Origin of the sequence: Klebsiella michiganensis, from assembly GCF_015139575.1 — a bacterium.
In the GTDB taxonomy this organism is placed as follows: Bacteria; Pseudomonadota; Gammaproteobacteria; order Enterobacterales; family Enterobacteriaceae; genus Klebsiella; species Klebsiella michiganensis.
The window spans coordinates 3351817-3371709 of the sequence record NZ_AP022547.1 but is presented as its reverse complement, the minus strand read 5'-3'; the positions used below and the strand labels follow the sequence as shown (position 1 = coordinate 3371709).

The following is a 19893-nucleotide window of genomic DNA, read 5'->3' as shown; positions in this document are numbered from 1 at the left end:
TGCATTACCCTATGTTGTTTTTATTAACTCGCCCCGGATTACGGGAGCGCGGTGCTTAAAGAGGCGATAAACTCCGCAGTTCGGGGTCTCTTCGCGTGTAAAAACAAATCGTTAGCGGAGCCGGACTCAACAATTTCCCCGGCTTCCAGAAACACCACCTGGCTGGCGATATTCGCCGCCAGACGTAAATCATGGGTCGCCATGATCATGGTTGTTCCTTCCAGCGCCAGCTGGCGCAGCACGGCCACCACTTCGCCGGAGAGCTCAGGATCGAGTGCGGAAGTCGGTTCATCGCACAGCAGCACCGCCGGTGACGGCGCCAGCGCGCGGGCAATCGCCACGCGCTGCTGCTGGCCGCCAGAGAGCGTATTCGGCAGGGCGTTGCATTTGTGCAGCATGCCGACTTTATCCAGCAGTTCTTCACCACGGCGGCGGGCGCGTTCGCGATCCCATTTATGCACCGTAATCAGCCCTTCGGTGATGTTGTCGAGGGCGGTCATATGCGGAAACAGCGCGAAGTTCTGAAACACCATGCCGGTCTGGCGGCTGATACGACGAATATCCAGGCCTTTTATCCGCGTGTCCGGCGCGAATGTGATGCGCTCTTTGCCGATGGTCAGCTCCCCGGACTGAGGAATTTCCAGCAAATTAATGCAGCGCAATAAGGTGCTTTTCCCGCTGCCTGAAGGGCCAATCAGCGTGGTTACCGTGCCTTCTTCAATCGTTAAATTGATGTTCTTCAGCACCCGGCTGCCGTCGAAACTTTTTTCAATGCTGGAGAGCGTTATCATTGACCTGACCTTTTACTGTCGTACCCGCTAATTTCCGCTCCAGCTTCTCTTGCAAATGCGATAACACCGAACTGAAGAACAGATAAATAATCGCCGCTTCGCTGTACAGAATCAGCGGTTCATAGGTCACTGCCGCAATTTGCTGCGCGGCAAGAAACATCTCCGGTACGGTGATCACCGACGCCAGCGAAGTGTCTTTTACCAGCGAAATAAAGGTGTTAGAGAGCGGCGGCACGGCGATGCGCGCGGCCTGCGGCAGAATAATACGACGCAGCGACTGCGCCCATGTCATGCTGATGGAATGGGCGGCTTCCCATTGCCCTTTCGGCACGGCCAGCAGCGTTGCCCTGATCACTTCTGAGGTATACGCACCAATATTGACGGTAAAGCCAATCACCGCCGCAGGGAAGGCATCAATGGTTAGCCCAGCGCTCGGCAACGCGTAGAAAATCAAAAATAGCTGCACCAGCAGCGGTGTACCGCGAATCAGCCAGACGTAAAACCGTATCACCGGCTTTAAAAAGGCCGGGCCGTACAGACGCAAAAGTGCCACCGCAAACCCGAGCGACAGCCCAAGAATAAAAGAGATCAGCGTTAAGGGAATGGTGAATTTCAGCCCCGCGTAAAGCATTGGCCAGAAAGAATCAATCGCTAAGGGTAACCATGTTGGCACTGCACACCTTCCGGACATAGCATCTTGCCAGAAATTGCTGGCGGAATATTTTATTAGCCCGGCTTAATTATTTGGGGGCCGGATTAGTGAGAATTATATTCTTTGCGCCGTGTGCGAAAACAAATATATACGAATAACGTTATATAGAAAAAAGCTAAGCCATTCTCTTTTGATGCAAACCCGCCGTCGTTACCTGCCGTTTTATGGCATCATTTGCGTGAAATTTCGCCATTAATGCACCATTTTTAATCGATTTGTCCGGAAATGGAAACCTCCAGACGCTATTTATATGAACAATAGTGTTTCGTTGGAAACGTCGGGAGATCACCAAACGGAAAACTTTTTTGCATACGGTAAAAATGACGGTATTGGTTTTTATCAGTAAGAAAAAACTAATATAAGACATGGTGTTATGGGATGTGTACATAACGAAGCACTGATGGGAACCGGCTGCCTGCGAACGTCAGGCAACCGCTGCAACGTTTTCTGAAAGCCGGAGAGAAAAACCAGGGCGCCGGGGAATCGTTAAGCTGGTGGGTAAATTGCTGCTTTCAGAGGGATTTTTGGCCGAATACCGCCTGCGCCATCTCCACGAACCCCGCGCCGCCGGGGCCGAGCGTTACCCAGCGGGGGGCTACGGGGAGTTGATCCAGATACTGCCGGACGGTGCTGACGCCTACCGTGTGTTTGAAAAAAGCGAACATCGGCGCGTCGTTGGTTGAATCGCCGCTGTAGAGAATAGCTTCCCGCTCCCGATCGATATCGACGCCGTAGTGCTGAGCCAGAGTACGGCGCGTCATGGTCAGCTTGTCGTAGCCACCCAGCCAGCCCAGCACCCACAAGTTGTTGACGGTAGCGTCGGCACCCGCCTGCCGCAGCGTGTTGACGATGCGGCGCTCCAGTACCGGGTCGGCAGGCCGCGCGAAGGCCAGGCTGGTCAGGCGGAAGGGCTGATCGTCCGCCAGACGGGCTTCCGGTAGCGCTGCCAGGACCCGGTCGGCGATGGTCCGCAGCCGGGCGGCGACGGATGCCGTGGCGTCGTCCGCGTGCCAGTAATGATGCTCGATGCCATGCCCGTCCGCGGTGCGGCGGAAAAAAAGCCCGCCGTTTTCGCCAATGACGCCGTCAACAGGCCACATCCGCGCTATCTGATCGCACCAGCCCGCCGGCGCGGCGGTGACCGGGATCACCCGTATCCCGGCGGACTGCAATTGTTCAAGCGAGGTATAGGCGGCGGCCGACAAACGGCCCTGCCAGGTGAGCGTTGCATCCATATCGGTGAGGACAAAACGTACTGGCTCGAATTCATTAGCGGGAGCATCGGATAAAGCGCGCATAGGGAACCTTAAACATCATGATTTAATAACGGAAATGTTACGTTAATTCCTCATAATCAATAGCTAAAAATCAGTTATGTTTTGCAATAAATTCGCTATAACTTTTCCCTCATTGTCCAACTGAACGGTGGCGTTAATGACTCCCTTTTTCACCCCGTCACATTTTCGTACCATCGCGAACGAGCCGCTCTGGCGAAGGAGGGACGCATCGATCGTATTCGCCGGGTGCGGTTGATTGTCGAATGTGTTGATTTAAAAGTATTTACTCTTTTTAGCTATTCAAAGTCTATATGGTTATTTGTTTTTAATGTGGGTAATGCATAAAAGTGAGGTGACGCAAAAAAAAGATTTATCGATGCGATTTTAAGAAGGATATTATTATGCCGGAAGCGGGTGAATTGTATCTCATGCCGAAAAGAGAAAATAACTGGCATTTAAATAATGTCGTCGATGAACTCCGTCGCGTTCGTCAGGCGTGGCGCGATGAACATGCGAAAAATAATTATCGTAATAAACGTAGTTTACCTTCCCGGGAAAGCGTTAATTCAGTCACCGATACCTTGATAAAAGTGCTTTATCCGATGCGATTAGGTGATATTGAATTACGCAAAGAGGGCGAAGATTATTACGTCGGTCATTTGCTAGGCACCTCGCTAGACCGATTGACCGAAGAAGCGGTCCTGGAACTTTATTATCAGTCAGATGAGCAGGATGCGAGTCACACGCTGTCGCAGGAGGCGGTCAGGCGGGTTCAGCAGTTTGCCAACCGTTTGCCGGTCATCCGCCAGCGTCTCGATCGCGATATCCTCGCGGCGTATCAGGGAGATCCTTCCGCGCGCAGCATGGATGAGGTGCTGCTCTGCTATCCGGGAATTCACGCCGTTATGCACTATCGTCTTGCCCACGAGCTGCATCAGCTCGGTCTGCCTCTGCTGGCGCGAATGATATCTGAAAAAGCGCACAGCCAGACCGGAATAGATATTCATCCCGGCGCGCAGATTGATGACGGATTCTTTATCGATCACGGAACCGGCGTGGTGATTGGTGAAACGGCCATCGTCGGTAAACGCGTGCGTATTTACCAGGCGGTTACCCTTGGGGCCAAACGATTTATTGCCGGCGATGACGGGCAGTTGCAAAAAAACTATCCTCGCCATCCAATCATTGAAGATGATGTCGTTATTTACGCCGGCGCAACAATATTAGGGCGAATTACTATCGGCGCGCGTTCCAGCATTGGCGGAAATATATGGCTGACCCGTGATGTTCCGCCGGATAGTCATGTGCAGCAGGCCCGGGTACAGCAAAAACATTTCAGCGACGGTGACGGAATTTAATTCCGCCGATAATAAAATGAAATGACCAGCGCATCGGAATAAATAAAATAACAGCGTGATAATCATTATGAATTTACTTGAAACGATCGGCGCTACGCCGTTAATCACGTTACCCTCTTTTGCCGCCGAGCTACCTGGCGTAACGCTGCTGGCAAAAGCAGAGTTTATGAACCCCAGTGGCTCGGTGAAAGACCGCGCGGCGAAAGCGATGGTGCTGGACGGGATTGCTCGAGGGTTATTAACGCCGGGTAAAACGATTATTGATGCGACCAGCGGTAATACCGGCATTGCCTACGCGATGATTGGCGCGGCGCTGGGATATCATGTCCGGCTATATCTGCCGCAGAATACCAGCCCGGAGCGCAAACGTATTATTCGTCATTATGGCGCCACGATTGTGGAGACCGATCCGCTGGAAGGTTCTGACGGCGCCTATATTGAAGTTCAGACACAAGTTGCTGCGCATCCGGAACGTTATTTTTATCCGGACCAATATAACAACCCCGTCAACCCGAATACGCATTTCGCGACGACCGGAAAAGAGATCTGGGAGCAGAGCGGGCAACAGATCACCCATTTTGTCGCCGGTATGGGCACCTCCGGCAGCTTCGTCGGCATCGCGCGGCGGCTTAAATATGAAAATCCGCGCGTGAAAACGCTCGCCGTACAGCCCGCTTCGCCATTCCACGGCATTGAAGGGACCAAGCATATGGGGAGCAGCATTAAACCGGGCATTCTCGACGAAACCCTGTTCGACGACGTTATTCCCGTCACCACCGAGGAAGCCTATGCGAGCACGCGGCGCCTCGCCCGGCGGGACGGCATTTTTGTCGGCATTTCCTCTGGCGCTAATGTCGCCGCCGCCGCGCGGCTGGCCCGCACGCTGCCGGCGGGATCGGTGGTGGTCACGCTGCTGTGTGATGTCGGCTCGCGTTATCTGACTGACGCTTTCTGGAATGAAACCCATGATTGAATTGACTCAAGAAATCACCAGGCTGATTGGCGCTGAAGGGGAAAAGGCCTATCCCAACGAATGCTGCGGTGCGCTCTTTGGCCACTTTTCCGCGCAGGGCGATGCCCGCGTGACGGCGATTTTCCCCATTGTTAATGCTCGCGAGTCGGAGGAGCAGTACCACCGTTTTGTCATCACCGCCGACGACTCCCTGCGGGCGGAACGCGCTGCGCTGGCTCAGGATGTGGACGTGATCGGCTATTACCATTCGCACCCCGATCACCCGGCCATTCCATCTGAATTTGATCGCGAACATGCGCTGCCGTTTTACGCCTATATCATCGTGGCGGTCGCGCAGCGCGAGGCGGGGGCACTGACCAGCTGGCGGCTGACCCAGGACCGCCAGCGCTTTTTGCAGGAGGATGTGCAGATCGTTTTATGACGTGAATAACGGGCACAACGTTGCCGGAAACCAGAACAAAACACGGAGAGATTACCACTATGGCATCGACATTACTGATTCCCACTGCGCTACGCGCCTTCACCGACGGTCAGGGGAAAGTGATCCTCGAAGGCCACACCGTTGGGCAGCTGGTCGCAGCGCTGGCGGAGCGATTTCCTGACATTCAGCCGCATCTGTATGACGATACGGGCGCGCTGCGCAGTTTCATCAATCTGTACGTGGGAGAGAACAACATTAAAACCACCGGCGGGCTGGAGACTCCGGTTAGCGATGGGGCGGAAGTGCTGCTGGTTCCCGCCATTGCCGGCGGCGTCGGGAAGGCGATATGAGCAGACCGAGCATTATCCCGGATGACCGTCTGACGGAGCTGACGCATGCGGAAATTGCCCGCTATAGCCGCCATCTGCTGCTGCCGGAAGTCGGGCTTGAGGGGCAAAAGCGGCTGAAGGCTGCCCGCGTATTGCTTATCGGCACCGGCGGGTTGGGGGCGCCGGTGGCGCTTTATCTGGCTGCGGCGGGGGTCGGTAAGCTGGGGATTGTCGATTTTGATTTTGTCGACGTCTCCAACCTGCAAAGGCAGATCATTCACAGCACCAAAGATATCAACCGACCCAAAGTGGCTTCGGCGAAAGACAAGATTAAAGCCATCAACCCCGAGATACAGGTGGTGACCTATAACACCACCCTGAGCAGCAAAAACGCGCTCGAAATTATTGGTGAATATGACCTCGTCGTCGACGGTACGGATAATTATCCCACCCGTTATCTGATCAACGACGCCTGCGTTTTGCTGGGTAAACCGCTGGTCTATGGCTCCATTTTCCAGTTCGAAGGGCAGGCGAGCGTCTTTTATGCCGGGGAAGGACCGTGCTACCGGTGTCTTTATCCCGAGCCCCCGCCGCCGGGGCTGGTACCTTCCTGTGCCGAAGGCGGCGTTGTCGGCGTGCTGCCGGGGATTATCGGCACCATTCAGGCGGCGGAAGCGATCAAACTAATCGTCGGCGGCAGCGAGAGCCTGATTGGCCGCCTGTTGCTCTTCGATGTGTGGCAGATGAAGCAACGCGAGCTGCGGCTGGAGAGGGCTCCCGACTGCCCAGTATGCGGTGAGCATCCCTCGATTCATGCGCTCATCGACTACGAGGAGTTTTGCGGGCTGAAACCTGATGAAGCAGAAGTTCCGGTTGAAAGCGTCACGGCGCTTGAGCTTCACGCCTGGATAGAGGAGGGAAGACCCCTGCAGCTGATCGACATTCGTGAACCCCACGAAAGGGCGATTGCAAAATTTCCGCAGGCAAAGGTGATACCGCTGGGCCAGATAGTCAGACGTATCGGTGAATTCGACCCGACGGTCGATGCGGTATTTCTGTGCAAGATAGGGCAGCGCAGTATTTTCGCCATTCGGGCACTCCAGCGCGCAGGTTATCAGGGGCGCGTGATGAATTTAAAAGATGGCCTAAACGCCTGGGCACGGGATGTCGATACCCGTTTGCCGCAGTACTAACCTTCAGCTCCACTCTTTCAAACACTAAGGAATCATTATGGCAGAACAAAAAGGCATTAATGCACTGGGGCGTGAAGCCGCGTATCAGTTAGCGAACGTGACCAAAACGGCACCGCAATTTGCGGCAATCACCCCGCGCTGGATCAGCCGTTTTCTCGATTATAAGGGCCTGGAATCGGGAATTTACCGGGTGAACAAGGTCGTGGAGGGGGAGACGCCGCTGGATGTATTATGCAGCCAGGATCCGTCGCGCATTGAAATACCCCAGGGCTATATCGAGTATCAGACCACGCCGCGTGAATACCAGCTGGATTCGATTACGACCATTATAAACGTCGATACCAAAATCGCCGATCTCTACAGCTCGCCCTACGACCAGGCCTCAGAGCAAATCGCGCTGGCGATTGAAAGCCTGCGCGAGCGCCAGGAAAGTCAGCTGATCAATAACGATGAATATGGATTGCTGAAAAATATCGACGACTCGCAGCGTATTCAGACCCGCAATGGCCGTCCAACGCCGGATGACCTGGATGAGCTGTTGTCCAAAGTCTGGAAGGAGCCCTCCTTCTTTCTGGCCCATCCGCGCGCGATTGCCGCATTTCAGCGTGAGGCCACGCGACGCGGCGTGCCGCCGGTCACCGTGAATTTGCATGGGGGCACGTTTATCCTGTGGCGCGGTATTCCGCTGATCCCTTCCGACAAGCTGTTTGTCGATGGTCTGAAAAACCCGAAAGGCCAGGGCGGAAAAACCAATATCCTGTTGATTCGTTCCGGTGAAAGCAAACGCGGCGTGCTGGGACTTTATCAGGAAGGGCTGCCAAACGAACAGTCTCGCGGTTTGTCGGTGCGCTTCCGGGGGATCGACGATAACGGCGTGGCTTCCTATTTACTCTCACTTTATTGCTCCGCTGCGATCCTGGCCGATGACGCCATTGCCGTGCTGGAGGATGTTGAAGTGGGTGAATATTATGACTACGAGTAATTTATTCACGCTTCCCTATGCGCCCGGCGGATGGGCGGGCGACGCGCCCTCCGCGCGTGATTATGGTCTGCCCGACGCGCGCGATCTGCAGGGGCTGCCTGACGACGCGCCCGCACGCCCGCGTGCGACCGAAGCCGCTTACGCGCCGCGGGTGCTGCCATTGGGCCAGGAGAGCAGGGCGGATATCGCGCCTCGCGGATTCGCGCCGTTACCCCCTTCCAGCGTAAAAACGGCGCCGCCGGCGCGGGTTGGACAGATCCCGGTGGAACGCATCCGCGCTGATTTCCCGATCCTTAGCGAACAGGTGGACGGACATCCGCTGGTGTGGCTGGATAATGCCGCGACGACCCAGCGCCCGAAGCAGGTTATCGATCGTATCAGCCACTATTATTTACATGAGAATTCGAACGTTCATCGGGCGGCGCATACGCTTGCCGCTCGTTCCACCGATGCTTATGAAGCCGCGCGTGAGAAAGTGTCGCGCTTTATCGGCGCCCGCGGCCCGGAAAATATCATCTTCGTGCGCGGTACCACGGAAGGGCTCAATCTGATAGCGCACAGCTACGTGAAGCCGCTATTACGACCGGGGGATGAAATTATCCTGACGTTGCTTGAGCATCACGCCAATATTGTGCCGTGGCAGCTTATTGCCCAGGAAACGGGCGCGACGATCCGCGTTGCGCCGGTTGATGAGCACGGTCAGCTGATCGTTGAGGAATATATCCGGTTGTTCAACGATAAAACCCGCTTTGTCTCCGCGACCCACGTTTCTAACGCGCTGGGTACCGTCACGCCGGTTCAGGAGCTGGTGCAGATCGCCCATCGTTTTGGGGTGCGCATTGCCATCGACGGCGCGCAGTCTATTTCGCATATCCCGACCAACGTGACGGCGCTGGATGCCGATTTCTTCGTCTTCTCCGGGCATAAAATTTTTGGACCGACCGGGATCGGCGTGGTCTATGGCAAGCAGGAGGTGCTGGAAGAGGCGCGCCCTTATCAGGGCGGCGGGAACATGATTGCCGACGTGACCTTCGAACTGACGCGCTATCAGCCCTCGCCGAATAAGTTTGAGGCGGGGACGGGCAATATTGCTGATGCCGTCGGGCTGGGGGCGGCTATCGATTATGTCACCTCGCTGGGGATAGAGAACATTGCGCAGTACGAGCACGCCTTACTGGAGTATGGCATCGAGAAGCTGTCGGCTATTCCGGGCCTGACGCTGGTCGGCACCGCGGCGAACAAAACCAGCGTCTTATCTTTCGTGCTGGCGGGTCATGAAAATGCAGCCGTGGGGCGCTATCTCAGTCAGGTCGGCATTGCCGTGCGATCCGGACATCACTGCGCGCAACCGATCCTGCGCCATTTTGGTTATGAGAGTACCGTCCGGCCTTCGCTGGCTTTTTATAATACGCCGCAGGAAATTGATTTTCTCGCAGAGCATGTTGCAAGGTTTGCTTCGCGGTAGCGGTGTCAAGCACGCCAGGGATGGACCATGACGACAATCCCACAAGCCCGCTGATTTCCCCGCGGGCTTTTATCATATCGTGGTAAGGATAAGGCGCGTTGCCGCGACTTCGGCAACACGGCGAGCCAGCCTGAAAGGCGCCGGCGGACGTTTTAATGGGGGGCGCAGTAGCTGCCTGAATGAATGTGGGGTTAACGCTGCATCCCCCAGCGCTTAATTGTGATCTTTTCCAGACTGGCGAATACGATGCCTTCCACCAGCAGACCAATCGCGATGACCGTTAACAGCCCTGCAAATACCCGGTCGGTGAACAGTTCGTTGCGATTCTGGAATATATACCAGCCCAGACCCCCTTCGCCGCTGGAGGCGCCGAATACCAGTTCGGCGGCAATCAGCGTTCGCCAGGCGAAAGCCCAGCCTATTTTCAAACCGGAAAGGATGGCGGGCAACGATGCCGGAATAAGAATCGTGATCACATAGCGTGGCCCACGGAGGCCATAGTTGCGCCCGGCCATGCGCAGCGTTTCCGGCACGCTGCTAAATCCGGACCAGGTATTCAGAGCGATGGGCCACATGACGGAATGTATCAGTACAAATATCAGGCTGGCATTTCCCAGACCAAACCACAGCAGAGCCAGCGGCAGCAGCGCAATTGCCGGCAGTGGATTGAGCATCGCGGTTAATGTGCTGAGCAGATCGCGACCAAACTGCGTGGTCACTGCCAGGGCGCTGGCAATCAGCGCCAGCGCGCTGCCTGCCAGATATCCTTTCAGCAGGGTACTGAGTGAATTGACGATTTTTTCCGGCAGTTCGCCATTGCGCAGGTCTTCACTGAACGCCTGCAGCGTCTGAAATACCCCGGGCAGCATCAGATCGTTTTGCTGTATTCGCGCGGCGATCTCCCATAGCGCCAGCACCAGGGCGACAATCACAGACTTACGCAGCCATGCCTGATTCCACAGGCGCTGGCTTAAGGGTAGCGGCGTTTCCACCGGCAGATTACGTAGCGGCGGTAATTCGCGTTCGAATTCAGGACGAATGTACGGTGGCTGGGACATACGCTGGCTCCTCGCCGGATGAGTGAGACGGACCGTTGCCGGTCGTCGGGAATAACAGATGGTGAATATGACGAGCCGCGTGTTGAAACGCCTCGCTGCCGAAATCATTAAGCGTGAACTGATGACAATTAAGCTCTGCCCGGACGCGTCCTGGATGCGGCGAAAGCACCACAATACGGCTGCCTACGACCAGCGCCTCTTCAATCGAGTGGGTGACGAAAAGCAGCGTAAAGCGCTCTTCTTCCCAGAGCGTCAGCAACTCTTCCTGCATCGTGCGCCGCGTCAGCGCATCCAGGGCGGCGAAGGGTTCGTCCATCAGCAGGATGCGCGGTTTCATCGCCAGCGCACGGGCGATGGCGACGCGCTGCTTCATGCCGCCGGAGAGCGTATGGGGCATCGCGTCAGCAAATTCCGCCAGACCGACTTTGTGAAGGAAATGCAGCGCCGTCTCTTTTGCCTGTGAACGGCTGGCTTTGCGGCTGGCGAGCAGAGGAAACATGACGTTTTCCAGCACCGTTTTCCACGGCGGCAACTGGTCGAACTCCTGGAATACCATCATGCGGTCCGGAGCGGGGGCGCTAACTGGCGTCCCTGCAAGCGAAATTTGACCGCTGCGCGGGGCAATAAAACCGCCTGCGGCTTTCAACAGGCTCGATTTTCCGCAGCCTGAGGGGCCAAGCAGAATAAAGCGGTCCCCAGGCCAGACATCAAAACTGACATCGTGCGTCGCGCGTACCCGGCGTTCACGCGTGCGGTATTCAATATCGACATGGCTGACCTGCAGCAGCGGGCCATCAATTTGCTGATTGACCATCATAGCCTCCAGTATCGCGGTTTAGCTGCCGGGGTTTTCCCATGCTTCGTTAAAAAAATAATCTTTCCACGAGCCGGCCTTATTTTTCAGTATCCCAAGCTCATGGAGTTTTTCGGCATATACGCCAGTACGTTCAGGGGAAACCGTAAAGCTTATTTCGGGATCGTTAACAATTTTTTGTACCAGCGGTAAAGGCAGCCGCGATTTCTCAACGCGAATGTAAGTTTCGGCAGCGGCATTTTTGTCACGGTTAATAATACTTGCGGCTTCGCTGAGCGCGCGATAAAACGCTTTATAGGTTCTGGGGTTTTCATCATGGAATTTCTGGGTGGTATAGAGAACATTAAAGGTTGCCTGTCCCCCCAGTACGTCATAGGAGCTGAGCACTTTATGCACGTTTTTATGTTCCAGCGCCTGATACTGGAAGGGCGGGCTTGAGAAGTGGGTGGTAATCTCCGATCCGCCGGCAATTAATGCCGCGCTGGCGTCCGGATGCGGTAAACTGACGCTAATTTTATCGAAGCGTTTGAAGTCCCCGTCACCATATAATTTCGCGGTCTCGATTTGTAATGTACGAGACTGAAAACCGACGCCTGCTGCCGGTACGGCGATCCGATCTTTTGCGGACAGATCTTTAATGCTTTTTACCGCCGGATTATTACTCAACAAATAATTGGGCATCGACCCCAGCGAGGCAATCGCTTTCACATTTTGCTTACCTTTGGTGCGATCCCATAGGGTGAGTACGGGGGGAACCCCCGCTGACGCAACGTCCAGAGCGCCAGAGAGCAGGGCCTCATTCATCCCGGTTACTCCGGAAATGGTGCGCCACTCTACTTTTATATCCAGCCCCTCTTTCTGACCCTCTTTTTCGATAAGCTGTTGGTCACGTACCACATCAAGAATTAAATAGCCGATGCCAAATTGCTGCGCGATACTAATGTTTCCTTCCGCTAATGCCGGCTGGCTTATCCCGCCCAGGGCGGAAAGCGCCAGCGTACAGGCGAGTATTCTGCTTGTTTTATTCATTTCAGTTTCCCAGAAAGGTGTTTCTCAGCCAAAAATCATGGGCAGAGGCGAGCGGGAAAGGAAGTGATTTAAATGAAAATGAATATCAGAGAAATGAATAACGATATTTGTGGCTTGTTATTTACCAGGCGGAAAAGCTTAGTCATTATTCATGTTTAGGTCATAAATATATTCTCAGTATAGTCGGGTTCATCTTTTAAATAGCCCTTATCAATGTAGGGGCAGTCATTGCGAGCCTCATCATGCCTTTATTTTCGGATCATCACTTACGTTCGCTTTTGCAGCGCCATCTGGTAAGGGTTGGCACCGGACCTGATATCGCTCAAAAGGTCGCGGATAACCTGGTCGAAGCCTCACTAAAAGGCCACGACTCTCATGGCGTGACCCTGTTACCGCGCTATATTCGGGCCATTCTGGCAGGGGATTTGAACCCTGGCGCCACGCTCACCATGTTGTCTGATGCCGGACCGATCGTCTCTTTTGATGGGGGGCACGGCTTTGGCCAAGCGTTGGGCGAACAGGCCATGGCCGTGGGTATTGAGCGTGCGCGCGAGTTTGGGGTGGCAATCATCGGATTGTCTAATACCCACCATCTTGGACGAATCGGCGCATGGGCGGAACAGGCGGCGGACGCCGGACTGGTCTCGCTCCATTTTGCCAACGTGGCAGCGCCGTCGGTCGTACTGCCTTTCGATGGACTCGGTGCCCGACTCGGCACAAATCCTTTTTGTGTCGGGGTACCGCTCGCGAACCGGCCCCCGGTTATCCTTGACTTCGCAACCAGCGCCATAGCAGGCAATAAAGCGCGCATCGCATGGAATGAAGGGCGAGCCATCCCTGAAGGATGTGCGGTAGATGCGAACGGACAACCCACCACCGACCCTGCGGTATTAATGACGGAACCGTTCGGTGCCTTGCTGCCTTTTGGCGGGCATAAAGGCGCAGGATTGTCGCTGATTTGTAGTCTACTCGGCGCTGCGCTGACCGGCGGCGAAACCGAAAGCCAGCAAATTCCGCCACGTGCCGGAATCATCAACAATATGCTGTCGATTTTATTTGATCCTGCGCGACTGGGGGCGCAGGAGAGTTACCAGCAGGCGCTATTAGCGCAGGTGGACTGGGTGCGTAGCGGGCAGGAAGGGCGCAATGTGCAGATCCCCGGAGAGCCGGAATTGCGCGCGTATACCCGCCGTCAGCAAGAGGGTATCTGGATCGATGAGGTGAGCTGGCAGGCGTTTGTCGCCCTGGAAGCATTAAATACCTGAGGTTGTCTGCCTGGTTAAATACGTCTTTGGGTTATCTGTTCGAAGCGTTGGTATTATGTCCGGTTAATTAGTGCTGATGAACAAAATAAATAAAAGCACTATTTTATCTTTTTTTCTCATAACCATAGCTGAAAAACTTGGTAAGTCATCAGTGAGAAAATAAATATAGTCATACTTAATATTGTATGAACCTTTTATCCTCGCGGCCAAATTTTAATTTGCTGCGTAGTCATTTTTTACAGGAGTTATTATGCATCTGGCGCGTTTCCCCCGGCTTCATTTTGGCCACTTCCCGACCCCTCTGGAGCCTCTCACGCAGCTTTCACGCTTGCTGGAGGGGCCAAATATCTGGATAAAACGAGACGATTGCACAGGCCTCGCCACTGGCGGCAATAAAACCCGCAAACTTGAGTTTTTGCTGGGCGATGCCCAGGCAAAACAGGCGGATATTATCATTACCCAGGGCGCCACGCAGTCTAACCATGTGCGTCAGACCGTCGCGGCGGCAGCCAGACTGGGTCTGGAAACGCATATTTTTCTCGAACAACGCGTCACGACGCTGGGTGATGAGTATCAGCAATCCGGCAATGTGCTGCTGGACGGTTTGCTCGGGGGCAAAATTATCGCTCATCTTCCCGGCGGTACGGATATGCAGCAGGCAATGGAACAACACGCGGAAAGCCTGCGAGCCAGGGGCCACACCCCTTACGTCATCCCCGGTGGAGGCTCGAACGCTATCGGCGCGCTGGGCTACGTCTCCTGCGCGGAAGAACTGCTTTGGCAGTCCAGCCAGCTACGGCTGCGCATCGATCATATCGTTCATGCCACCGGTAGCGCAGGTACACAGGCTGGCCTGATTACGGGCTTAACTGCCACGCACAGCGGTATTCCTCTCCTCGGGATTAGCGTCCGCGCTCCGCGCGAAAAACAGGAACACAACGTCTGGCGTCTGGCGCAGCAGACGCGGGAACTGCTCGGTGTACCGGGTGAATTGCCGCGTGAGGCGGTGGTGGCGAACAGTGATTATGTCGGCGAAGGCTATGGCTTGCCCACCGAAGGGATGCTTGAGGCGCTGCAGTTGCTGGCGCAGCACGAGGGGATTCTGCTCGACCCCGTCTATTCCGGAAAAGGCATGGCCGGATTGATTGATCTGATCCGTAAAGGTCATTTCCGCAGGGATGAGAATGTGGTGTTTATCCATACGGGGGGAAGCGCAGGTCTGTTTGGCTACCGTCAGGTCATCGCCGATTCTTTGCCATCATGAGTACACCATTTCTGCTGGGAATTCTTGGCGGCATGGGGCCGCTGGCGACGCTGGATCTGATGCATAAATTGCTGCGGGCAACGCCCGCCAGCAGCGACCAACAGCAAATTCCCCATGTGGTATGGAATGTGCCGCAAATTGCGGATCGCCAGCGGGCGCTGGCGGGAACGGGGCCATCCCCGCTGCCGCAGTTGTTGTTCGGTGTGGAACAGCTGAACCGCGTGGGCGTCAGTCATATTGCCATTGCTTGTAATACGGCGCACCACTGGTATGAGGCGCTGGCGCAGCATAGCGACGCACCGTTGCTGCATATTGTGGATGCCACGCTGGCGGTATTCGACGGGAAAGAGAAACCCCGGCGGGTCGGGATTATCGCTACCGAGGGCACGCTGGATGCCGGTTGGTTTCAGCACGGATTTACCGCGATGGGGATCGAAAGCGTACAGCCAACGCAAGAAGAACTGCGGCAGTGGTTTGTGCCGGGATGCTATGCGGTAAAACGCGGCGAACTGCGTACCGGCGGAGAACTGCTGAGTCTACAGGCCCAGGCATTGCGCGATCGTGGCGCAGAGCGGCTGGTGCTGGCCTGTACAGAAGTGCCGGTTGCGCTGGCTGAGGTGACCTCACCGCATCTGGCCGTGTCAATTGATCCCGCAGAAGCGCTCGCCCGGCAGTGTGCCCGGCTATGGCTGGCGCAACGCGAGACATGGCATTAAAAACGTTGTTATTTAAAGGATAAATTAAATGAATAAAAGTCTCTGTGTCTTACTTGCAGCGGGTGGCCTGTGGGTTAATAGCAGCTTTGCCGAAACGCCAGCGGAAGTTCGGGTGGCATATAGCGGCGGTTCTCAGGTGCTGATGCTGGCTAAGGCCGATGGTTCTTTGGATAAGGCACTCAACAGCAAGGTGAAATGGGTGCAATTTGCGTCCGGTGCTGATGCGTTAAATTACTTTGCCAGCAATGCGATTGATATTGCTAATTTTGGATCCAGCCCGGCAACGGCAGGCATTGTCAGAAAACTGCCGGTGGAAATTATCGGCGTCTCTGGCGTGATTGCCAGCTACGAGCGTTTAATTGGTAAAGACGGTATTGCCAGCATTAAAGATATTGAGGGTAAACGCGTAGCCTATCCGCCAAACTCGACGGCGCAATATGCGCTTGAGGCCGCTATCAGCGTTAACCATCTCGACCGCAGTAAAATAACGTTATTGCCGCTGCGTCCGGCGGAAATGGTCGCAGCATGGAAACGCGGTGATATCGACGCGGGCTATGTCTGGGCGCCGTTTGCTCAGGAACTGGAGACTTCTGGCGGGCATCAGGTGTTCGCAACCAAAGATCTGCAAAAAGATGGTTACCTGATTTATAACAACTACGTTGTGCGTAAAGCTTTTGCTGAGCAGTATCCGCAAACCGTCAGCGCGTTCCTGCGTGTTCATCAGCAAAAAGTCGATGAGTTTAAGAAAGACCCGGAGCGCGCGGCGGCCATTGTTGCGAAAGAGGTGGGCGCGCCGGTGACGACCGCCGTCAATACGTTGGGTGGGCTGGAATATCCCACGCTGAGCCAGCAGGGTACGGCGCAATGGTTGGGTAACGGTACGCAAACCACCGACAGCGGGATTGGGAAAGCGCTGACCAAAACCTCTCACTTCCTTGCTGATATCGGTGAGATTCGCCAACGTGATATCCCGGCCAGCTGGGACAGCGCCATTAACTCCCGTTATATCCGTGACGCAGCGGTAGCCGCGCAATGAGATTGAGTTATCACATTGCCATCAGCGTCGTTTCGGTCACTGTTTTCTTTATCGTCTGGCAGGTGGCGGCCTCGCGGCAATGGGTTGATCCGCTGCTGCTGCCATCGCTAATGGATATAGGCCTGACGACCGAAGAGTTGCTGGCGGATGGTTATCGTCAGGTGCCGCTGTGGGAGCATGTTGCCGTCAGCCTGGCACGTGCGTTAAGCGCTTTTTCTGTGGCAATCATCATCGGTATTCCTCTGGGATTATTGATGGGGCTGTCGGAAGGTCTGGCGGCGGTGCTGAATCCGTTTGTGCAGTTTTTGCGCCCGCTGCCCAAAATTGCCCTTATTCCGCTGGCGGTCGTCTGGCTGGGGATTGGCGAGGCCTCGAAGTTCTTTCTCATCTTTATTGCCACTTTCCTTAGCGTGGTGGTGGGGGCATCTGCTGCGGTAGAGCGTATTGGTCGTTCGCGCATTCGTGTGGCGCAAACGCTTGGTGCTTCACGCAAACAGATCTTTCTGCGCGTGGTGTTACCGGATACGTTACCGGAACTGTTCACCACCGTCAGGCTGTCGATTGGCATTGGCTGGACGTCGCTTATCGCGGCGGAGATGGTCGCTGCCAGTTCGGGGCTGGGTTGGATGGTCATTAACGCCAGCTCCTATTTACGCACCGATATCGTCATGCTTGGCATTTTGCTACTGGGTGGCATTGGCTACGCGCTGGATTTACTGCTGCTGGGGCTGCAGCGCCTGTTTGTACCTTGGGCGGGGAAAGAATAATGAGTGCTATCACGCTGGAAAACGTATCGCTCGCCTTTGCGGCGAAGCCACAGCCGTTCACGGTGCTGGAAGATATCAGCCTGTCGCTCCACAAAGGGGAATTTGTGGTGTTACTGGGGCCTTCCGGCTGCGGTAAGTCCACTATTCTTAACCTGGTCGCCGGGTTTAACAAACCGGATCGGGGGCGCGTGGTGGCGGGGGGGAAACCGGTCCGCCAGCCGGGGCCGGATCGCGGAATGATCTTCCAGCAGCCTAACCTTTTTCCGTGGCTATCGGTACTGGAAAACGTCACCTTTGGTCCTCGGCTGGGTAAGCATCGCAAAGATGAAATTAACGCCCGTGCGATGGAATGGCTTGGACTCGTTGGCCTACAAGGCTTTGAGCACCATTCGCCCTGGCAGCTTTCAGGCGGCATGAAACAGCGGGTAGCGTTGGCGCGCGCCTGGCTACCCGGCCCGGATGTGCTGTTACTGGATGAACCCTTCGGCGCGCTCGATGCGCAAACCCGTCTGATGATGCAGGAACTGTTGCGTGAGGCCTGGCTTAATACCGGCACCACTCTGCTTTTTGTCACTCACGACGTGGAAGAGGCGCTATTCCTCGCCGATCGCATTCTGATTATGTCAGCAAACCCAGGAAAAATTGTTGAGGAGATCGCCCTGCCTTTTGGCCGGGAACGTGATATCGAGAATCTGTCTGAACACCCGGATTACAGTGGGATCAAACATCATGTACTGCACCGGGTGCGTAAGGAGGCTAAACGCCATTTAGGTTGAAAACGGCTGCAGCAGCAAAGGGGTTATTTCCGAACTTATCATATCGTGGTTCCCGGTTGTTCTGGTCATATCGAATGACCAGACAGGCAGCGATCGCGTCTGGCCCTGCTTCGGCGAAAGTCTGCACCGTCTACCCCAAAAGCTGAGCTTACAGCATTGCCGATAATCTTTTGTAACTGCCATTAAAACCGATGCTGGCGCGATTTTTAGCGCCAGCATCGCCTTCAGACGGTAGTCCCCGATGATCCGTTCCGGCCTTTTATATTTGTCAGGTTTGCTACTGCAACAATTCGGCAAATTTCGCCAGCCATTGCGGATGAGCGGGCCAGGCGGGGGCGGTCACCAGATTGCCATCCACATGCGCCTGATCGATACCGATGTCGGCAAAATGTCCGCCGCTGAGCCGCACTTCCGGCGCGCAGGCCGGATAGGCGCTGCAGGTACGGCCTTTTAATACCCCCGCAGCAGCCAACAGCTGGGGGCCGTGGCAAACGGCAGCAATAGGTTTACGCGCTGCGTCAAATGCCTGCACCAGTTTAAGCACTTCCGCATTCAGGCGCAGATATTCTGGCGCCCGGCCGCCGGGGATTAATAGTGCGTCGTAATCCTGTTCTTTCACCGTTGTAAAATCGGCGTTGAGAACAAAGCGGTGCCCGGGTTTCTCGCTGTAGGTCTGGGCGCCGTCAAAATCATGGATCGCGGTCATAATGAAGTCGCCTTTTGTTTTATCTGGACAGACCGCATCAACCTGATGACCGATCATTTGTAATGCCTGAAACGGCACCATAGTTTCGTAATCTTCGGCGTAATCGCCCACCAGCATCAGAATCTTTTTGCCCATCTTATTCACTCCTGTATGAAGAAAGGTGTCTAAGATATAGCCTGGCGGGAGAGGGAATGCGAACCTGTGGATGACGGACGGCTGGTGGGACGTGCCGATCTGGCGGCGATGCGGCAAATGACTCCGCCGCTGCAATCCATTGAGTCCTGGCTGGCGGGAACAGGACGCGTCGCTTTCGAACGGGCGCTGGCAATCTCTGCCGGCCGGGCCTTTAAGCGGTAAACCCGCTTTACCCGGCGCCAGGCAGGAATTAATGAGCGAGAGGTATTATTGTAAGCTCTGTTTTAATATATCTGCTGAATGAAATGCCGCTATTTCTTTTACGCTCAGCGCGACTCTATACGTTGTCCGGTTTAACCATCGATACCGGATATTTGGCAAGTATTATTTGTAAGTTTTATATTAATCCTGTCAGCCATTAATTATAACCATGTTCATGCCCAGAGCTGGGTTTTTCATGTCCTGTGAAGAATAAAAAATAATTTATTTCTTACGCCCCTGCTCGCGCGCTTTTCAGTATTCGGAATGACCAGTATTTGCGTTACATATTGATTTGCATCAATCAACTCTGTGTATTCAGATATGAATTTAATTCATATTCCTCTGTCAGGTATACATCCTGCCTTTATTGTAAGAAAAGAGTTGTTATTACATACCAGCTTTGTTTGTCTCATGCGTTTCATTTTTACATTTGCCTTAAGATGCCTGAGGAAAGTCTTATAATGGACTTTGCAACCGGCAGGTTGATATTTTTTGGCGCTTTGCTCTACTATATCCGGGTCTTCACACACCGTTATCTTTAACACATTATTCCTCACGGGAAGGG

At 54.7% G+C, this 19893-nt stretch carries 21 protein-coding genes; 14 read left to right on the top strand and 7 right to left on the bottom strand.

The annotated features are described in order from the left end of the window. Nucleotides 1–38 precede the first annotated feature (38 nt). The 3 genes from JLG71_RS15835 to JLG71_RS15825 all read right to left on the bottom strand — a co-directional run bounded on the left by JLG71_RS15835 (nucleotide 39) and on the right by JLG71_RS15825 (nucleotide 2801). Complete coding sequence (locus JLG71_RS15835; RefSeq protein ID WP_048261878.1) at nucleotides 39–791, bottom strand: amino acid ABC transporter ATP-binding protein; 753 nt, start codon at nucleotides 789–791, stop codon at nucleotides 39–41. Beyond that, nucleotides 769–1464, bottom strand: a complete 696-nt coding sequence (locus JLG71_RS15830) for an amino acid ABC transporter permease (protein WP_200913664.1) — start codon at nucleotides 1462–1464, stop codon at nucleotides 769–771. The genes JLG71_RS15835 and JLG71_RS15830 overlap by 23 nt, the downstream gene beginning before the upstream one ends. A 551-nt stretch (nucleotides 1465–2015) precedes the next feature. Continuing rightward, a complete protein-coding gene (locus tag JLG71_RS15825) occupies nucleotides 2016–2801 on the bottom strand; it encodes an HAD-IIB family hydrolase (RefSeq protein ID WP_200913662.1) in 786 nt (261 codons plus the stop codon). Nucleotides 2802–3181: 380 nt separating this feature from the next. Here JLG71_RS15825 and epsC point away from each other — a divergent pair, with 380 nt between their 5' ends. The 7 genes from epsC (at nucleotide 3182) to JLG71_RS15790 (ending at nucleotide 9501) form a co-directional block, all read left to right on the top strand. Then, nucleotides 3182–4138 (top strand): serine O-acetyltransferase EpsC, encoded by a 957-nt coding sequence (gene epsC, locus JLG71_RS15820; RefSeq protein ID WP_014229051.1) that lies wholly within the window; start codon nucleotides 3182–3184, stop codon nucleotides 4136–4138. A gap of 67 nt (nucleotides 4139–4205) precedes the next feature. Continuing rightward, complete coding sequence (locus JLG71_RS15815; protein WP_200913660.1) at nucleotides 4206–5111, top strand: PLP-dependent cysteine synthase family protein; 906 nt, start codon at nucleotides 4206–4208, stop codon at nucleotides 5109–5111. After that, nucleotides 5104–5532, top strand: a complete 429-nt coding sequence (locus tag JLG71_RS15810) for a Mov34/MPN/PAD-1 family protein (protein ID WP_025107022.1) — start codon at nucleotides 5104–5106, stop codon at nucleotides 5530–5532. Before JLG71_RS15815 ends, JLG71_RS15810 begins: the two co-directional genes overlap by 8 nt. 59 nt (nucleotides 5533–5591) lie before the next feature. Next, complete coding sequence (locus JLG71_RS15805; protein ID WP_014229054.1) at nucleotides 5592–5882, top strand: MoaD/ThiS family protein; 291 nt, start codon at nucleotides 5592–5594, stop codon at nucleotides 5880–5882. Next, the gene (moeB, locus tag JLG71_RS15800; protein WP_025107023.1) at nucleotides 5879–7054 is read left to right on the top strand and encodes a molybdopterin-synthase adenylyltransferase MoeB; all 1176 of its coding nucleotides are present in this window, start codon (nucleotides 5879–5881) and stop codon (nucleotides 7052–7054) included. The genes JLG71_RS15805 and moeB overlap by 4 nt, the downstream gene beginning before the upstream one ends. Nucleotides 7055–7091: 37 nt before the next feature. Then, nucleotides 7092–8036 (top strand): family 2A encapsulin nanocompartment shell protein, encoded by a 945-nt coding sequence (locus tag JLG71_RS15795; protein ID WP_049084327.1) that lies wholly within the window; start codon nucleotides 7092–7094, stop codon nucleotides 8034–8036. After that, nucleotides 8023–9501, top strand: a complete 1479-nt coding sequence (locus JLG71_RS15790) for a cysteine desulfurase (protein WP_014229057.1) — start codon at nucleotides 8023–8025, stop codon at nucleotides 9499–9501. Before JLG71_RS15795 ends, JLG71_RS15790 begins: the two co-directional genes overlap by 14 nt. 191 nt (nucleotides 9502–9692) lie before the next feature. On the opposite strand, the gene JLG71_RS15785 is transcribed toward JLG71_RS15790, so the two are convergent. The 3 genes from JLG71_RS15785 to JLG71_RS15775 are packed head-to-tail and all read right to left on the bottom strand — an operon-like array spanning nucleotide 9693 to nucleotide 12402. After that, a complete protein-coding gene (locus tag JLG71_RS15785; RefSeq protein WP_014229058.1) occupies nucleotides 9693–10559 on the bottom strand; it encodes an ABC transporter permease in 867 nt (288 codons plus the stop codon). After that, complete coding sequence (locus JLG71_RS15780; RefSeq protein WP_025107026.1) at nucleotides 10531–11373, bottom strand: ABC transporter ATP-binding protein; 843 nt, start codon at nucleotides 11371–11373, stop codon at nucleotides 10531–10533. The genes JLG71_RS15785 and JLG71_RS15780 overlap by 29 nt, the downstream gene beginning before the upstream one ends. 21 nt (nucleotides 11374–11394) lie before the next feature. After that, nucleotides 11395–12402: an ABC transporter substrate-binding protein gene (locus JLG71_RS15775; protein WP_186006776.1), complete on the bottom strand. Its 1008-nt coding sequence runs from the start codon at nucleotides 12400–12402 to the stop codon at nucleotides 11395–11397. 242 nt (nucleotides 12403–12644) lie between these two features. Here JLG71_RS15775 and JLG71_RS15770 point away from each other — a divergent pair, with 242 nt between their 5' ends. The 6 genes from JLG71_RS15770 (at nucleotide 12645) to JLG71_RS15745 (ending at nucleotide 18226) form a co-directional block, all read left to right on the top strand. Then, nucleotides 12645–13667, top strand: coding sequence for a malate/lactate/ureidoglycolate dehydrogenase (locus JLG71_RS15770; RefSeq protein ID WP_103814053.1), 1023 nt, complete (start codon nucleotides 12645–12647; stop codon nucleotides 13665–13667). Between the two features lie 250 nt (nucleotides 13668–13917). Next, nucleotides 13918–14931 (top strand): D-cysteate sulfo-lyase, encoded by a 1014-nt coding sequence (locus JLG71_RS15765; protein ID WP_025107029.1) that lies wholly within the window; start codon nucleotides 13918–13920, stop codon nucleotides 14929–14931. Then, complete coding sequence (locus JLG71_RS15760; protein WP_200913658.1) at nucleotides 14928–15647, top strand: cysteate racemase; 720 nt, start codon at nucleotides 14928–14930, stop codon at nucleotides 15645–15647. Before JLG71_RS15765 ends, JLG71_RS15760 begins: the two co-directional genes overlap by 4 nt. 28 nt (nucleotides 15648–15675) lie before the next feature. Then, nucleotides 15676–16683: a taurine ABC transporter substrate-binding protein gene (locus JLG71_RS15755; RefSeq protein WP_014229064.1), complete on the top strand. Its 1008-nt coding sequence runs from the start codon at nucleotides 15676–15678 to the stop codon at nucleotides 16681–16683. Continuing rightward, complete coding sequence (locus JLG71_RS15750) at nucleotides 16680–17450, top strand: ABC transporter permease (RefSeq protein WP_014838264.1); 771 nt, start codon at nucleotides 16680–16682, stop codon at nucleotides 17448–17450. The genes JLG71_RS15755 and JLG71_RS15750 overlap by 4 nt, the downstream gene beginning before the upstream one ends. After that, nucleotides 17450–18226: an ABC transporter ATP-binding protein gene (locus JLG71_RS15745; protein WP_038424380.1), complete on the top strand. Its 777-nt coding sequence runs from the start codon at nucleotides 17450–17452 to the stop codon at nucleotides 18224–18226. The genes JLG71_RS15750 and JLG71_RS15745 overlap by 1 nt, the downstream gene beginning before the upstream one ends. A 277-nt stretch (nucleotides 18227–18503) precedes the next feature. Here JLG71_RS15745 and JLG71_RS15740 read toward each other — a convergent pair whose 3' ends face one another. Continuing rightward, nucleotides 18504–19067: a DJ-1/PfpI family protein gene (locus JLG71_RS15740; protein ID WP_025107032.1), complete on the bottom strand. Its 564-nt coding sequence runs from the start codon at nucleotides 19065–19067 to the stop codon at nucleotides 18504–18506. 66 nt (nucleotides 19068–19133) lie between these two features. Here JLG71_RS15740 and JLG71_RS15735 point away from each other — a divergent pair, with 66 nt between their 5' ends. Next, entirely contained in the window at nucleotides 19134–19289 is a 156-nt protein-coding gene (locus tag JLG71_RS15735; protein WP_064358841.1) for a hypothetical protein, read from the top strand. Nucleotides 19290–19893: the final 604 nt, after the last annotated feature.